Source organism: Burkholderia aenigmatica (assembly GCF_902499175.1).
Classification (GTDB): Bacteria; Pseudomonadota; Gammaproteobacteria; order Burkholderiales; family Burkholderiaceae; genus Burkholderia; species Burkholderia aenigmatica.
Window position 1 is genome coordinate 78,139 of the sequence record NZ_CABVQC010000030.1, and the last position, 14,832, is coordinate 92,970.

Consider the following 14,832-nt stretch of genomic DNA (forward strand, 5'->3'; position numbering starts at 1 on the left):
TCGGTGACGTTAAGCGTTGCGCTGCTTCGCCGCGTCCATCAGCGCGGTGAAACGGTCGAACAGATAGCCGATGTCGTGCGGGCCGGGCGACGCTTCCGGGTGGCCCTGGAAGCAGAATGCCGGCTTGTCGGTCAGCTCGAAGCCCTGCAGCGTGCCGTCGAACAGCGACACGTGCGTGACGCGCGCGTTGGCCGGCAGCGAATCCGCATCGACCGCGAAACCGTGGTTCTGCGACGTGATCACCACGCGACCGTCGCCGAGATCCTTCACCGGGTGGTTCGCGCCGTGGTGGCCCGTCTTCATCTTCAGCGTCTTCGCGCCGACCGCGAGGCCCATGATCTGGTGGCCGAGGCAGATGCCGAAGGTCGGCACGCCGCGCTCGATGAACTGCTTCGTGGCCGCGATCGCGTAGTCGCACGGCTCCGGATCGCCAGGGCCGTTCGACAGGAAGATGCCGTCCGGATTCAGCGCGAGCGCGTCTTCCGCGCTCGCCTGTGCCGGCAGCACCGTCACGTGGCAGCCGCGTTCCGCGAGCATGCGCAGGATGTTGTACTTGACGCCGAAATCGTACGCGACGACGCGGTACTTCGGCGCTTCCTGCATCCCGTAGCCGCTGCCGAGCTTCCACTCGGTCTGCTTCCACTCGAACGGCTTGGTGGTCGACACGACCTTCGCGAGATCCATGCCTGCGAGACCCGGGAACGAACGCGCGAGCTCGATCGCCTTCGCTTCGTCGTCCGAGCCCGTCAGGATGCAGCCGTTCTGCGCGCCCTTGTCGCGCAGGATGCGGGTCAGCTTGCGGGTATCGATGCCGGCGATCGCGACGACGCCTTCGTCGCGCAGGTAGTCGCCGAGCGTGCGGTCCATGCGGAAGTTCGAGGCGAGCGCGGGCAGATCACGGATGATCAGGCCGGCGGCATGGACTTTCGTGGCTTCGACGTCTTCGGCGTTGACGCCGACGTTGCCGATATGCGGGTAGGTGAGCGTGACGATCTGGCGCGAGTAGCTCGGATCAGTCAGGATTTCCTGATAGCCGGTGATCGCGGTATTGAACACGACTTCGCCGATCGTGTGGCCTTCGGCCCCGATCGAATAACCACGAAAGACCGTGCCGTCGGCGAGTGCAAGCAAGGCGGGAGTAAAAGACGGCAACACGGGAGGCTCCTTGGGGAACACCCTGCTGCCGACCTGTTTACCCTGCCGCGCGAGCGCCGCGCTGCGTGGGCGCGCGCGGTCGCTTGCTGGACGCGGCCTGCTTTGTCGAGACGCGAACCCGGCGCATGGCGCACGAGGCTTCACGGCATCGCCCGGCTGGCGGCGTGCGGCGGATGAACGGGATGAATGAGGTAGGCGCTAGGGTGCGAGGTTGATCAGCACAAACTTTCAAATTATAGCCTGAAAATGGCCCTATCTTCAATCGATTTGGCCGTCCGATCGCGCGCTCACCATGCCCGGCGGCGCGACGCAACGCGCTGCGGCCCCGTTTCCGCGGCCGCCCTACCCGCCAGCGTACCGCCGGATCAGTGTGCTTGACCAGCGCCGCGCGCGGGCCAGACGTACCAGACCGCGCTCGCGAGCTGCAGCGCGAGCAGCACGCCCCACGCGGTGAAGTGCGCGGCGGCCGGATAGCGGCCGTCGAACGCGGGCCAGTGCGACAGCACCGCGCCGACGCCGATCTGGAACGCAAAGATCAGCAGGAAGATCACGAGCGTGAGCGTCGTGTTCGCGCGGCCGATCAGATGAGCGGGGAAATGCCCGGCCATCACCGCGTAGGTCAGGATGCCGACACCGCCGAACATTCCGTATGCCGCCCACAGCACGGCCGGCGGCAACGGCACGCCCGCGACGATCGCGGCCTGCGTCGCGACGAACAGCGCCATGCCGACGCCGCAGAACGCGTACACGGACACGCCGCGCCGCTCGAGCACCCGCGCCGCGGCGCCGAAGCCGACGCAGCCGGCCATCATCGCGAAGCCGAGCACCGACACGAGGCGCGCGGCATGCGGCGCATCGAACCCCGCGACATCGCGCAGGTACGGCCCGACCCACAGCGACTGCATCGCGTAGAACACGCCCTGCGTGACGACGGAGAACGACGAGATCTTCCAGAACGCGCGGCTGCTCAGGATATGCCACGTGCCCTTGAACTGGCTCACGAGCCCGCCCTGATGGCGCACCTGCTTCGCTTCCGGCGCGCCCAAGCCGATCGATGCCGCGACGATCACCGTCAGCACCGCGAGACCGAAACAGATCGCGCGCCAGCTCGTCCAGCCGAGCAGCCAGGTCAGCGGCGAGCCGACCATCACGCCGCCGAGGCCGCCAACGGCCATCACGAGGCCGTTGACGAGCGGCAGCCGGCCGACCGGGAAATGCTGCGCGAGCGCCTTGAACGCCGCGCCGAGGCACACCGATACACCGACGCCGATCAGCAGCCGGCCGACCATCATCGTGCCGAGGTTGTGCGCGGCGCCGAACACGGCCGCGCCAGCGGCCGCGAACAGCAGCATGCCAGCTGTCACGCGGCGCGAGCCGAAGTGGTCGAGCATCACGCCGGCCGGGATCTGCGCGCCCGCGAAGCCGAGGAAATAGAGACTGGTCAGCAGGCCGAGATCGGCGGCCGACAACCCGAGCTCGTGCGTGACGAACGGCGCGAAGCCCAGATTGACGCCGCGAAACACGTACGACACGAAATACCCGACCGAAAACAGCGCGAGCACCCTCACCTGCACCGACGACATCACTTCCCCTTGTTATATGAAGGCATTCGAAGCAGCGCCCCCGCGCCGCGCACAAACAAAAACGCCGTCACCTCGGTGACGGCGTTTCGTCGCATTTCGTCGGATGATAGCGCAATCGTGCGAACCAGGCCGGCCGCACGATGCGTTCGCGGCTGCGTTACTTCTTCTTGCCCTTGTGCGCAGCGGCCTTGGCCGGGGCCGCCTTCGCCGATTTGGCCGCCGGCTTCGCCGCGCCGCGCTTCGCGCCGTGCGACTTGCCGCCTACCGCCAGGCTCGCGCGCTCGATGTGCGCACCGGCGGCCGACGTCGCGATCCGCTCCGGGCCGGGTTCCGCCGGCACCGAACGGCCGACCGGCACGTGCAGCACGAGCGCCTGGCCCGGCATCACGAGATCGCGGTGCGTGCGGTTCCACGCCTTGAGCTGGCCGACCGACACGCCGTAGCGGCCGGCGATCGCCGCCATCGACTGCTTGCGGCGCACGCGGATCAACATCTTGCGCGTATCGGGTACGTCGGGTTCCATCGCGAGCGCGCCGTTTTCGGCGACGTCCGCGCTGATGTCTTCGTCGTCGTCATCGCCGCGCGGCACGACGATCGTCGAGCCCGGCTTCAGGCGCATGCCGGCCGGGATCTTGTTGATCGACATCAGCGTATCGGCGTCCACACCGATCTTCTCGGCGATCGCGGCCGGACGCGCACGTTCGCTGACCGTATAGGTGGTCCACGACGAAAGCTGACCGTTGTAGGCCTTCAGGTTCTTCTCGAACGCAGACGCGTTGTCGAACGGCAGCAGGATCTGCGGCTCGGTCGCGCCAAGGATCACCGGCTTCGAGAACGACGGGTTCAGCGAGCGGAATTCGTCGAGCGACAGGTTCGCGAGCTTCGCGGCCACCGCCACGTCGATGTCGCGCGACGTCGTGACCGTCACGAAATACGGGTGGTTCGGGATGTCCGGCAGCGTCAGGCCATACTGCTGCGGATTCGCGATGATGTTCTTCACCGCCTGCAGCTTCGGCACGTAGTTGCGCGTCTCGTTCGGCATCCGCAGGCTCAGGTAGTCGGTCGGCAGGCCGGCCGCCTGGTTGCGCGCGATCGCGCGCTGCACGTTGCCCTCGCCCCAGTTGTACGCGGCCAGCGCGAGATACCAGTCGCCGAACATGTCATGCAGGCGCGACAGGTAGTCGAGCGCGGCGCTCGTCGACGCGAGCACGTCGCGGCGCTCGTCCTGCCACATGTTGCGTTTCAGGTTGTACGTGCGGCCCGTGCCGGGCATGAACTGCCACATGCCGGCCGCCTTCGCGACCGACAGCGCCTGCGGGTTGTACGCGGACTCGATGAACGGCAGCAGCGCGAGCTCGGTCGGCATGTGACGCGCTTCGAGCTCCTCGACGATGTGGTACAGGTACTTCTGCGAGCGCTCGGTCATGCGCTGCACGTAATCCGGGCGCTGCGTGTACCACGTGGTCTGCATGTCGACGAGGTCGGTCTGCAGGTCGGGCATCTGGAAACCGCGGCGGATGCGACCCCAGAGATCGGAGTCTGCACTGGTCAGGTCGCCGACGGATTGCTTGTCGACGTCGACAGTTTCTTTGGCGGTGGCTGATTTACGGAGGTAGTTGGACGTCGCCTGCGAATCGGCGGCGTTGTTGGCGACAGGGGCCTGGCTCGCACAAGCGGCGAGCAGCAGAACCACCATCGCACTCAATATAAGTCGCATGAAAATCTCTGCTTCCGACGGCTGGAAATTGCAGGCGATACTACGGAAGTGCGTGCTTCACGTCAATAAAAACACCGAAAACTCAGCGAAATCCTACATTTGGAGCAATTTTTACAGATACCGCTTGAGCTTTGGAGTCCTCCGAAAATCGTCATCGGAACCGGTTTTTCCACTCGCGCATCAGCGTGAACGCCGTCAGACGATCCGGCACCGTTTCGTGCAGTTCGGCCTCGAGCGTCGCGCGGATCGCATCGCTGTCCGCACGCATGAACGGGTTAACGGCACGCTCATGCGCGATCGTAGTGGGCAGGGTCGGCACGCCGCGCGCACGCCGCGCCTGCGCGTCGTCGCGCCACGCGGCGAGCGCCGCATTGCCGGGCTCGCATGCGAGCGCGAAGCGGATGTTCGACAGCGTGTATTCGTGTGCGCAATGCACGTGCGTGTCGCCCGGCAGTGCCGCGAGCGCGTCGAGCGACGCGAGCATCTGCGCGGGCGTGCCTTCGAACAGACGGCCGCAGCCGCACGAGAACAGTGTGTCGCCGCAGAACACGTGCGGCGCCGCGTTGCCCTGCCCGGCCGCCTGGAAATACGCGATGTGGCCGCGCGTATGGCCCGGCACGTCGAGCACGTCGAACGTCGCGGCGGGCGCGTCGAGCGTCACGCGCGCACCGCCTTCGAGCGGCTGCGTGACCACGCCGATCGCCTCGGCGGCCGGGCCGTAAACGGGCAGCGGCACATCGTCCGGTTGGCTATCGCGCAGCGCCGCGACACCGCCGACGTGGTCGGCGTGATGGTGCGTGAGTAAAATAGCGGTCAACCGCCAGCCTCGTTCGGCAAGAACCCGGCGCACCGGCGCGGCTTCACCCGGATCGACGGCGATCGCATCGCGGCCGTCCGAGACGAGCCAGATATAGTTGTCATCGAATGCCGGAACCGGCACGTATTCCAGCTCGTTCATGGGCGCGCAATCATCGTTATGTCTGACCGTCAAATTATAGACTGGCCCGCCTGGACCGACTCACCGCCCGGCCGCTACGTGCTGGGCTGGGAACAGGCGCAGCTCGACCGGATCGTGTCCGACGTCTTCGGGTTCCACGCGCTGCAGCTCGGCCTGCCGCAGCTCGACGCGCTGCGCGAGAACCGCATGCCGTATCGCGGCCTCGTGCTCGATCCGGCGAGCGGCGCGAGCGCGCCGTACCAGTATCCGTGGGCGCGCGAAGCGCATGCGCCCGAGCACGCGCCCGCCGACCGCAGCACGACCTGGTGCGACCTGCTCGACCTGCCGTTCGAGTCGCAGAGCGTCGACCTGATCGTGATGCCGCACACGCTAGAATTCACGTCCGACCCGCACCGCCTGCTGCGCGAGGCCGAGCGCGTGCTGATGCCGGAAGGCCAGCTCGTGATCACCGGCTTCAATTCGCTCAGCCTGTGGGGCATGCGGCAATCGTTCGGGCGCATGGCGAACCGTCCGTTCGTGCCGGCCACGCGCGACCAGATCGCGTTCATCCGGCTCAAGGACTGGATCAAGCTGCTCGGCTTCGACCTCGAACGCGGCCGCTTCGGCTGCTACCGGCCGCCGCTCGTCACCGACAAGTGGCTGGCCCGCTACGGCTTCATGGAGGCCGCCGGCGACCGCTGGTGGCCGATCTTCGGCGCCGTCTACATGGTGACGGCCGTCAAGCGCGTGCGTGGCATGCGCCTCGTCGGCCAGATCCGGATGAAGAAGCCCGTGCTCGCACCGGGCCTGACGCCGGCGGCCTCCCCGACCACTCATCAAGAACATTCATGACTACCGATACCATCGACATCTATACCGACGGCGCCTGCAAGGGCAACCCCGGCCCCGGCGGCTGGGGCGCACTGATGCGCTACGGCGACAAGGAGAAGGAGCTGTTCGGCGGCGAGCCGAACACGACCAACAACCGCATGGAGCTGATGGGCGTGATCGCCGCGCTCGAAGCGCTGAAGCGGCCGTGCCAGGTGATCGTGCATACCGATTCGCAATACGTGCAGAAAGGCATCAGCGAGTGGATCCACGGCTGGAAGAAGAAAGGCTGGGTCACCGCGGCGAAGACGCCCGTGAAGAACGCCGACCTGTGGAAGCGGCTCGACGCGCTCGTCGCGCAGCACGAAGTCGAGTGGCGCTGGGTCAAGGGCCACGCGGGCCATCCCGAAAACGAGCGCGCGGATGCGCTCGCGAATCGCGGCGTCGAATCGCTCACGGCCTGAACGCGGGCCGCCCCCTGTTTTTTACGTTTTTCCCGACATGCGCCAGATCATTCTCGATACCGAAACCACCGGCCTGAACGCCCGCACGGGCGACCGCCTCATCGAAATCGGCTGCGTCGAGCTGCTGAACCGGCGGCTCACCGGCAACAACCTGCACTTCTACGTGAACCCCGAGCGCGACAGCGATCCGGGCGCGCTGGCGGTGCACGGGCTCACGACCGAATTCCTCAGCGACAAGCCGAAATTCGCGGAAGTCGCCGACCAGATCCGCGACTTCGTGAAGGACGCCGAGCTGATCATCCACAACGCGCCGTTCGACCTTGGCTTCCTCGACGCCGAATTCGCGCGGCTCGACCTGCCGCCGTTCACCGAGCAGTGCGGCGGCGTGATCGACACGCTGGTGCAGGCCAAGCAGATGTTCCCCGGCAAGCGCAACTCGCTCGACGCGCTGTGCGACCGCTTCGGCATCAGCAATGCGCACCGTACGCTGCACGGCGCACTGCTCGACTCGGAACTGCTCGCCGAGGTGTACCTCGCGATGACGCGCGGCCAGGACAGCCTCGTGATCGACATGCTCGACGACGAAGCGGCCCACGGCGGCGGCGCCAACGGTCAGCGTGTCGCGCTGGCGTCGCTCGACCTGCCGGTGGTGGCGGCCAGCGACGACGAGCTCGCCGCGCACCAGACACAACTCGACGAACTCGACAAGTCGGTCAAGGGTACCTGCATATGGCGCAAGTCCGCCGACGCGGGCGCCGCCGAAACGGCTTGACCCACACGGCACGCGGCACGCGCCGCGGCCGCGCTCACGCGCGCGGCTGCAGCGCGATGACCGCCATGCCGCCGAGCGCGAGCGCAGCGCCGGCCACGTCCCAGCGGGTCAGCGCGACGCCGTCGACCACCCGCAGCCAGACCAGCGCCACCGCGATATACACGCCGCCGTACGCGGCATAGGTGCGCCCCGCCGCACTCGGGTGCAGCGTCAGCAGCCACGCGAACAGCGCGAGCGACAGCGCGGCCGGCACCAGCAGCCACACCGGCCGGCCCGCCTTCAGCACGAGCCACGGCAGGTAACAGCCGACGATTTCGGCCAGCGCGGTGGCGGCGAACAGCGCCGCGATCCTCATCAGTTCGGTCATCCGGTTCCTCGTGAATTCGCCCCCCGTCACCGGGGGCTGCACGGCCCCGCCGCGCGCCGCCGATCATACCCGAGCCGCCCTAGCCGGATCCCCCGCCAGACGGGCGTTTCCCGGCAATTTGCACGATCATCCGTCATCGTGCTATCATGTCGCCTGTTTCAACATTCAATCTCTGTCTATTCGATTTCGAGAGAAGTCCGTCCGCGCGTTGCGGGCCGGCCCTTCGACCGAAATTGCATCCACAGGAAAGCCCGCCCGACAGGCCCGCTTTTCTCGTTTCGTTGCCCCTTCGGGGCGCTTGCCGGAACGCCGGACATCGTCCGCACCGGCATCTGCCGCCAGCATCACGCGGCCCATTCTTCATGAGCGCACTGTCGCGACGGCCCATCGGGCCCGCGTCGAAGCAGCCCCTTTCGGCCCTTTACCGCCTGTTGTGCAGTAAGTGCTTAAAGGTTTGCCCCGACGCGCAGCACACGACACCGCGCTCGCCGGCAAACCGTGTCGGACGGCCCGCCCGTTCGGCGCAGTCAAAGGAGTGCATGACCTTGACCGCAACACACGTCAGCCCGACCGCTGCTTCCTCCTCCGCTTCGTCGTCCGGCGAAGCTCCGCTCGTCGCGGACGACATAACCGTCGTCGACCAGAGCCTCCTCAAGCGCGCCGTCAGCGCGATGGCCATCGGCAACGCGATGGAATGGTTCGACTTCGGCGTCTACAGCTACATCGCCGTCACGCTCGGCAAGGTGTTCTTCCCGTCGAGCAGCCCGTCCGCGCAGTTGCTCGCGACCTTCGGCACGTTCGCAGCCGCGTTCCTCGTGCGCCCGCTCGGCGGCATGGTGTTCGGCCCGCTCGGCGACCGCATCGGCCGCCAGCGCGTGCTCGCCGCCACGATGATCATGATGGCCGTCGGCACCTTTGCGATCGGCCTGATCCCCAACTACGCGTCGATCGGCATCATGGCGCCCGTGCTGCTGCTCGTCGCGCGTCTGGTGCAGGGCTTCTCGACCGGCGGCGAATACGGTGGCGCAGCCACCTTCATCGCCGAATTCTCGACCGACAAGCGCCGCGGCTTCATGGGCAGCTTCCTCGAGTTCGGCACGCTGATCGGTTACGTGATGGGGGCCGGCGTCGTCGCGCTGCTCACCGCGTCGCTGTCGCAGGAAGCGCTGCTGTCGTGGGGCTGGCGCGTGCCGTTCCTGATCGCCGGCCCGCTCGGCCTGATCGGTCTCTACATCCGGATGAAGCTCGAGGAAACGCCCGCGTTCAAGCGCCAGGCCGAAGAGCGCGAAGCGCAGGACAAGGCCGTGCCAAAGGCGCGCTTCCGCGAAACGCTGATGCGCAACTGGCGTGCCCTTCTGCTGTGCGTCGGCCTCGTGCTGATCTTCAACGTGACCGACTACATGGTGCTGTCGTACCTGCCGAGTTTCATGTCGTCGACGCTGCACTTCGACGAATCGCACAGCCTCGTGCTCGTGCTGATCGTGATGGTGCTGATGATGCCGCTGACGCTCGCCGCCGGCCGCCTGTCCGACCGGATCGGCCGCAAGCCCGTGATGCTCGCCGGCTGTGTCGGGCTGCTCGCGCTGTCGATCCCGTCGATGATGCTGATCCATGCGGGCACCACCGCGTCGGTGTTCGGCGGCCTGCTGATCCTCGGCGTGCTGCTGTCGTGCTTTACCGGCGTGATGCCGTCGGCGCTGCCGGCGCTGTTCCCGACCGAGATCCGCTACGGCGCGCTCGCGATCGGCTTCAACGTGTCGGTGTCGCTGTTCGGCGGCACGACGCCGCTCGTCACCGCGTGGCTCGTCGAGGTCACGCACAACCTGATGATGCCCGCGTACTACATGATGGGCGCCGCCGTGATCGGCATCGTGTCGGTCGTCGCGCTCGCCGAAACCGCACGCCAGCCGCTGAAGGGCTCGCCGCCGGCGGTCGCGACGCGCCGCGAAGCCCACCAGCTCGTGCGCCAGATGCGCGAGGACGACGAATCGGACATGTACGGTGTCGTGTCGCCGGCACGCGCCTGAGCGTCACCCATGAAAAAGCCCCGGCCGAAGCCGGGGCCCGATCGAACCCGATCCGCCCGACCGGCTTGCGCCGGCCGGGCTTTTTTTCATCCATGCGACGCGCGCACCGTCATGCCTGCGCTTCGCAGTGGCGGCAGAAAATCAGTGCGCGCGAGCGCGACACGGCTGCCTGCGCACCGCGCGCCGCGACGATCAGCCCGACCTGACTGAGATTGAAATCGCGCTCGACCATCAACTGCGTCAGCGCGGCAAGCGGCAACACGACGGACGGGTGGTACAGGCTCGATTCGATCAGGGCTTTCATCATCGGCTCCATCAGGCAAGGCATGATTCGATGGAGTGGATTCTAGGGACTGGCCGCTTCCGGATAAACAGCACGAATGCGAAGTCACTTGTCGGCCGCTGCGAACAATCGGCAAAGGCTTGCCGGACAAGGCCGAGCGGGCGGCGGGCAACGGCACGGGGCCGCGTCGCGCGCCGCCGCGACACCTAGACGAGCGGCGTTTCGACGAACGCCGGCAGCGCTTCCGCCCGCGCCGAATGCGCGGCCAGTGCCGGATAACGGGCCGGATCGATCCGCGCGAGCACCGGGTAATCGGCCGCCATGAACTGCGTGAAGCGCCATGCCACCGCGACCGTCACGTCGGACTGCAGCAGGCGCGCACCGCCGAACCAGCCGTTCGCGGCCGCGACGAGCGGTTCCAGTGCGCCGTATGCGCCCTCGATCTGGCTCAGCACGCGCTCGAGCCACGGCGCGTGCTGCTTGTCGGCCGGACGCAACGCCTGCTCGTAGACCACCTGCACGGTCTTCTCGGCGGCCGCCAGCGCAAAGCCGACCGGCACGAGCGCGCGCAGCCGCGCATCGGCGGCATCGGGCAGCAGGCGCCGCTCGGGCGCGACCAGGTGATCGAGATAGTCGACGATCAGCGACGAGTCGATCAGCGTCGCACCGTCGCCGGTCACGAGCGTCGGCGCCTTGACGACCGGGTTGATCGCCCGGAACTGCTCGAAATGACGGAACACCGAGAGCGACTCGTGTTCGAACGGGAGGTCGAGCAGCTTCGCCGAAATGGCGACACGACGCACGAACGGGGAATCCAGCATGCCGATCAGCTTCATCGCAAACGCTCCGCTTGAGGGGAATGGGATCGACGACTGTAGCAGCGTCGTGTGGCTTCGCCTAGCGCGCTCGTGCGCTTGATACGCATCTGCCGACCGCGCGCGGGGCTCACGTTGTCCGGCCACAGTGACCATAATGCAAGTTCACGCCCCTTCCGCCCCAAGGTTCGCCATGTGGTATGCCCTCGTCGAGCAGCAGCGGGAATGGATGCGCGCCTGGCGCGCGGCGACGCGGCACGCGTTCGACGCGTGGCCCGCGGCCACGCTGCCGCATGCCGCGTCGTCATGCTACGACGACCTGTTCGAGCCGCTGCTCGGGCCGCCGGACGGCCCCCCGCGCTTCGACATCGACTGGCCGTCCGTCGGCGAGCACGTCGTCGCGCGCACGCCGTTCTGCGACCTGCGGCGCTTCACGCGCGCCGATCCGCGACGCACGGTGCTGCTGTGCGCGCCGCTCGCCGGGCACGCGGCCGTGATGATGCGGGAAACCGTCGAGACGCTGCTCGCGGACGGCGACGTCTGCGTGACCGACTGGCGCAATGCACGCGACGTGCCGCTCGCATCGGGCTGCTTCGGGCTCGACGAGTACGTCGCGATGCTCGACGGCTTCGTCGACGGGCTCGCGCACGACGACCGGCCGCTGCACGTCGTCGCCGTGTGCCAGGCGACCGTGCCGGTGCTCGGCGCGCTCGCCCTGCGCGCCGCTCGCGGCCTCGCACCACCCGCGAGCGTCACGCTGATCGGCGGCCCGCTCGACGCGCGCCGGAATCCGAGTGCGCTCGGCACCGCCGCCGCCGCCCACTCGCTCGACTGGTGCCACCGCCACCTGATCGACATCGTGCCGCCCGGCTTCGCAGGGCACGGCCGTCGCGTATTTCCGACCTATCTGCAGCAGGGTGAGATCGCGCTCGTGTACCCGCAGCGCTTCCTGACGCTGATCGAGGCCTACGCGCTAGCCGCGTCGCGCTTCGACATGGCCGGGCTCGCCGGTGCGCGGCGGGCGCTGCTCGAATACACGGCGCTGCTCGACATGCCGGCCGAGTATTTCCTCGATACGGTCGACATCGTGTTCCAGCGCATGAGCCTCGCGCACGGCACGTGGGACGTGGGCGGCCAGCGCGTCGAGCCGGCCGCGCTGCGCCGCATCGCGCTGCTAACCGTCGAAGGCGCATGCGACAAGGTCACGGGCGCAGGCCAGACGCATGCGGCGCTCGACCTGTGCAGCGGCCTCGCCGACGACGAGCGCTACCGCATCGACATCGACGACTGCGATCACTACGGGCTGTTTACGGGAGCGCGCTGGCACGGGGACGTCCATCCGATGCTGCAGCGCGTGTTCGCGTGGGCCGAAACCCACCGCCCTCGCCCACGCCGCCTCAGGCGGACGTGATACCGCGTCAGAGCCGGGCGGCGCCGAGCAATGCGCGTACCTCGTCGTCGCTCGTCTGCTCGAAGCGCGCGTAGAACTGGCTGATCCCGAAGAACGGCAGCGGCAGCGTCACCGTGACGAACGCGTCGGCCAGATCGTCGAACGCATGCCGTGTGCCCGCCGGCGCGACCGGGGCAGCCGCGATGATCCGCGCCGGATGACGCTCGCGCAACGCCTGCAGCGCGACACGCATCGACGCGCCGGTCGCGACACCATCGTCGATGACGATCGCGATGCGCCCTTCGACCGGCAGCGGCGCCGCGGCACCGCGATACAGCGCTTCGCGGCGATGCAGTTCGGCCGTCTCGCGCGCGATCACATCGGCGAGCTGCTCGCTGGACACGTTCATCGAGCGGAGCACCGAACGCTGCAGATGAATCGCGCCACCCGTCGCGATCGCACCCATCGCGAGCTCGGGATCGTACGGCACGCCGAGCTTGCGCACGACCAGCACGTCGAGCGGCGCATGCAGCGCGCACGCGACCGGATACGCGACGGGCACGCCGCCGCGCGGCAATGCAAGCACGACGACATCGCCACGCCCCGCGTAATCGCGCAATGCGCCGGCCAGCTGGCAGCCCGCGTCGGCGCGATCGGCAAAACACTCGAACACGATCGGCTCCCTGCCGTTGCGCCGGATGCGCGAAACCCGCGTCGGCGCCTGTCAACGAGCATGGTTCATCGGCCGCGCCGATGCAAGCAGGGTCACACCGGCGCGCGCGGCGCCGAAGGAAAGGGTCAGAGGCCGCCGGCCTGCCGGTACAGCCGCCAGAACGACTGTGCATAGGATTGCGCAAGCTCGGGCGCACGCTGGAACACGTTCACCGTTTCCGCATGCGCGGTTGCGCCTTCGGACAGCGTCGTCAGCGCGACGCTGTCGTCGACGATCACGAAGCGCGGCGCAGGGTCGCCGTGCCGCGAATCGATCGCCACGTCGATACCCGACGATTTCAGATAGCCCGCGCCGCTGTACCTGCCCGCGCGCGGCGAGCGCACGAGCACGACGCGCACCTCGATCCCGCGCGAGCGGGCCGCGCGCAGCGCGCTCGCAACCGCCGGCGGCACGTGCGTATAGCCGGCCAGCAGCACGCGGCGCTGCGCCTGCCCGATGAGGTCGACGGTCGCGTCGGCCGCGGCATTGTCATACGAAAAGTATGTGCCGACCGCTGCGGCATCGGACGGAATCTGGGCGGCATGGGCGCTCGGCGCGCAGCAAAGCGCGGCGAGAAGGAAGGCGGCGGGTCTCATGGCGGGCGCCATTGTAGCGACGCCAATTCGGGTGGCAAGCGCCGGTTGCGATCCTGCTGCGCCGGCGCAACACACAGCGCAAAACCGGTGCCCGGCGAACGGGTTACAGGCCCTTTTTCACGCCGCCGATCAGCCCGCCGCGACGCGTGCGAGCCAGCTCGCCACGCCGTCGACGGAGCGGAAATCCGCGAGGCTGCGCGCCGGCAGCGCCGGATACGCGCCACCGGCCATCTCGGCCAGCGCGCGGCCGGGGCCGAGCTCGAGGAACGCGGTCGCACCGGCCTCCACGCAGGCGGCAAGACAGGCTGCCCACTCGACCGGCTCCGCGATCTGCCGCGCAAGCTTGTCGAGGCCCGCGTCGACGTCGAGCACCGATGCACCGTCGATCCCCGAAAACAGCCGCGTGCCCGGCAGCGGCCGCCGCACCTGCGTCGCGGCGAGCGACGCGCGAAACACCGGCACGGCCGCGGCGAGCCGGCGCGTGTGCGACGCGATCCGCACGCAGACGGGTGCGACGCGCAGCGCGCCGGCGCGCGACGCGTCGTCGGCCACCGCATCGACATCGGCCTGCCGCCCCGCGACCACGAACGCGTCGCCGGGGTTCGCGATCGCGATCGCCGCGTCGCGGCCGTCGCACAACCGCGCGAGCTGCGCGCGCGTCAGGCCGCGCACGAACACCATTCGCTCGTCGCCGCCGCTCGCGTCATCCATCGCACGCGCACGCGCATCGGCCAGGTCGAGCGCGGCTTCCGGTTCAATCATCCCCGCCACGCTCCACGACGCAACTTCGCCGACGCTGTAGCCGGCGACGCAGCGCCGGCGCGGCCACACCGCATCGAGCAGCGCGGCGGCCGCGAGCGCCTGGACGGTGCAGAGGATCTGCGCGGCACGGTTTTCGCGCAGTGCGTCCGGCCCGGCCTGGCGGACCCACGTTCGCGGATCGTCGCCGAGGCGCCGGCCGGCGTGCGCGAACAGCGCGTCGGCCTGCGGCGCGGTGCCGGTGAGATCGAACATGTCCGCGCGCTGCGCGCCCTGCCCCGAACAGAGGATGGCCAGCGTCATCGCGCCTCCCTGTCGGCTTCGAGCGCATCGACGAAAACGCTCATTGCGAGCAGGTCGGCCGCGCCGCCCGGGCTCAGCCGCCGCGCGACGAATGCACGATGCGCGGCGGCCGCGCGCAGCCGCC

At 68.4% G+C, this 14,832-nt stretch carries 16 protein-coding genes; 5 read left to right on the top strand and 11 right to left on the bottom strand.

Features of this window, described 5'->3' with window-relative positions; genetic code table 11:
* Positions 1-9 precede the first annotated feature (9 nt).
* From carA to gloB, 4 genes are all read right to left on the bottom strand, one after another.
* Positions 10-1,155, bottom strand: a complete 1,146-nt coding sequence (carA, locus tag BDO18943_RS21900; protein ID WP_043182271.1) for a glutamine-hydrolyzing carbamoyl-phosphate synthase small subunit — start codon at positions 1,153-1,155, stop codon at positions 10-12.
* Between the two features lie 365 nt (positions 1,156-1,520).
* Positions 1,521-2,738 (bottom strand): MFS transporter, encoded by a 1,218-nt coding sequence (locus BDO18943_RS21905; RefSeq protein ID WP_175024006.1) that lies wholly within the window; start codon positions 2,736-2,738, stop codon positions 1,521-1,523.
* Positions 2,739-2,895: 157 nt separating this feature from the next.
* A complete protein-coding gene (locus BDO18943_RS21910; protein WP_175024007.1) occupies positions 2,896-4,455 on the bottom strand; it encodes a transglycosylase SLT domain-containing protein in 1,560 nt (519 codons plus the stop codon).
* Positions 4,456-4,606: 151 nt separating this feature from the next.
* Positions 4,607-5,413 (bottom strand): hydroxyacylglutathione hydrolase, encoded by an 807-nt coding sequence (gene gloB / locus BDO18943_RS21915; RefSeq protein ID WP_089450242.1) that lies wholly within the window; start codon positions 5,411-5,413, stop codon positions 4,607-4,609.
* Between the two features lie 18 nt (positions 5,414-5,431).
* Between gloB and BDO18943_RS21920 the strand changes: the two genes are divergently transcribed.
* The 3 genes from BDO18943_RS21920 to dnaQ are packed head-to-tail and all read left to right on the top strand — an operon-like array spanning position 5,432 to position 7,456.
* Positions 5,432-6,244, top strand: a complete 813-nt coding sequence (locus BDO18943_RS21920; protein WP_186248481.1) for a class I SAM-dependent methyltransferase — start codon at positions 5,432-5,434, stop codon at positions 6,242-6,244.
* On the top strand, positions 6,241-6,684 hold the full coding sequence (gene rnhA, locus BDO18943_RS21925) for a ribonuclease HI (protein ID WP_039347704.1): 444 nt from the start codon (positions 6,241-6,243) through the stop codon (positions 6,682-6,684). Before BDO18943_RS21920 ends, rnhA begins: the two co-directional genes overlap by 4 nt.
* A 37-nt stretch (positions 6,685-6,721) precedes the next feature.
* Positions 6,722-7,456, top strand: coding sequence for a DNA polymerase III subunit epsilon (gene dnaQ / locus BDO18943_RS21930; RefSeq protein WP_175024008.1), 735 nt, complete (start codon positions 6,722-6,724; stop codon positions 7,454-7,456).
* Between the two features lie 34 nt (positions 7,457-7,490).
* Here the strand turns inward: dnaQ and BDO18943_RS21935 are convergent, their stop codons facing one another.
* Complete coding sequence (locus tag BDO18943_RS21935; RefSeq protein WP_089450241.1) at positions 7,491-7,823, bottom strand: YnfA family protein; 333 nt, start codon at positions 7,821-7,823, stop codon at positions 7,491-7,493.
* Between the two features lie 539 nt (positions 7,824-8,362).
* On the opposite strand from BDO18943_RS21935, the gene proP reads away from it, so the two are divergent.
* Positions 8,363-9,850 (top strand): glycine betaine/L-proline transporter ProP, encoded by a 1,488-nt coding sequence (gene proP, locus BDO18943_RS21940; protein WP_175024009.1) that lies wholly within the window; start codon positions 8,363-8,365, stop codon positions 9,848-9,850.
* 109 nt (positions 9,851-9,959) lie between these two features.
* Here the strand turns inward: proP and BDO18943_RS21945 are convergent, their stop codons facing one another.
* Both BDO18943_RS21945 and BDO18943_RS21950 read right to left on the bottom strand, forming a co-directional pair.
* Positions 9,960-10,166, bottom strand: a complete 207-nt coding sequence (locus BDO18943_RS21945; RefSeq protein WP_174957200.1) for a hypothetical protein — start codon at positions 10,164-10,166, stop codon at positions 9,960-9,962.
* 173 nt (positions 10,167-10,339) lie between these two features.
* Entirely contained in the window at positions 10,340-10,969 is a 630-nt protein-coding gene (locus tag BDO18943_RS21950; RefSeq protein WP_175024010.1) for a glutathione S-transferase family protein, read from the bottom strand.
* A 172-nt stretch (positions 10,970-11,141) separates the two neighbouring features.
* On the opposite strand from BDO18943_RS21950, the gene BDO18943_RS21955 reads away from it, so the two are divergent.
* A complete protein-coding gene (locus BDO18943_RS21955) occupies positions 11,142-12,359 on the top strand; it encodes a polyhydroxyalkanoate depolymerase (RefSeq protein WP_175024011.1) in 1,218 nt (405 codons plus the stop codon).
* Between the two features lie 7 nt (positions 12,360-12,366).
* On the opposite strand, the gene BDO18943_RS21960 is transcribed toward BDO18943_RS21955, so the two are convergent.
* From BDO18943_RS21960 to BDO18943_RS21975, 4 genes are all read right to left on the bottom strand, one after another.
* Positions 12,367-13,011, bottom strand: coding sequence for a phosphoribosyltransferase (locus BDO18943_RS21960; protein ID WP_175024012.1), 645 nt, complete (start codon positions 13,009-13,011; stop codon positions 12,367-12,369).
* A 125-nt stretch (positions 13,012-13,136) separates the two neighbouring features.
* The gene (locus tag BDO18943_RS21965; RefSeq protein ID WP_043182250.1) at positions 13,137-13,658 is read right to left on the bottom strand and encodes a phospholipase D-like domain-containing protein; all 522 of its coding nucleotides are present in this window, start codon (positions 13,656-13,658) and stop codon (positions 13,137-13,139) included.
* A gap of 117 nt (positions 13,659-13,775) precedes the next feature.
* The gene (locus tag BDO18943_RS21970; RefSeq protein ID WP_175024013.1) at positions 13,776-14,708 is read right to left on the bottom strand and encodes an acyltransferase domain-containing protein; all 933 of its coding nucleotides are present in this window, start codon (positions 14,706-14,708) and stop codon (positions 13,776-13,778) included.
* Positions 14,705-14,832 (bottom strand): triphosphoribosyl-dephospho-CoA synthase (locus BDO18943_RS21975; RefSeq protein WP_175024014.1); only part of this gene is annotated, 128 nt, incomplete at its 5' end. The genes BDO18943_RS21970 and BDO18943_RS21975, both read right to left, overlap by 4 nt.

Coding starts and splice junctions, on each gene's coding strand:
- BDO18943_RS21905 (WP_175024006.1), bottom strand. CDS start 2,738: ATGTCGTCGGTGCAGGTGAGGGTGCTCGCGCTGTTTTCGGTCGGGTAT.
- BDO18943_RS21910 (WP_175024007.1), bottom strand. CDS start 4,455: ATGCGACTTATATTGAGTGCGATGGTGGTTCTGCTGCTCGCCGCTTGT.
- gloB (WP_089450242.1), bottom strand. CDS start 5,413: ATGAACGAGCTGGAATACGTGCCGGTTCCGGCATTCGATGACAACTAT.
- BDO18943_RS21920 (WP_186248481.1), top strand. CDS start 5,432: ATGTCTGACCGTCAAATTATAGACTGGCCCGCCTGGACCGACTCACCG.
- rnhA (WP_039347704.1), top strand. CDS start 6,241: ATGACTACCGATACCATCGACATCTATACCGACGGCGCCTGCAAGGGC.
- dnaQ (WP_175024008.1), top strand. CDS start 6,722: ATGCGCCAGATCATTCTCGATACCGAAACCACCGGCCTGAACGCCCGC.
- BDO18943_RS21935 (WP_089450241.1), bottom strand. CDS start 7,823: ATGACCGAACTGATGAGGATCGCGGCGCTGTTCGCCGCCACCGCGCTG.
- proP (WP_175024009.1), top strand. CDS start 8,363: ATGACCTTGACCGCAACACACGTCAGCCCGACCGCTGCTTCCTCCTCC.
- BDO18943_RS21945 (WP_174957200.1), bottom strand. CDS start 10,166: ATGGAGCCGATGATGAAAGCCCTGATCGAATCGAGCCTGTACCACCCG.
- BDO18943_RS21950 (WP_175024010.1), bottom strand. CDS start 10,969: ATGAAGCTGATCGGCATGCTGGATTCCCCGTTCGTGCGTCGTGTCGCC.
- BDO18943_RS21955 (WP_175024011.1), top strand. CDS start 11,142: ATGTGGTATGCCCTCGTCGAGCAGCAGCGGGAATGGATGCGCGCCTGG.
- BDO18943_RS21965 (WP_043182250.1), bottom strand. CDS start 13,658: ATGGCGCCCGCCATGAGACCCGCCGCCTTCCTTCTCGCCGCGCTTTGC.
- BDO18943_RS21970 (WP_175024013.1), bottom strand. CDS start 14,708: ATGACGCTGGCCATCCTCTGTTCGGGGCAGGGCGCGCAGCGCGCGGAC.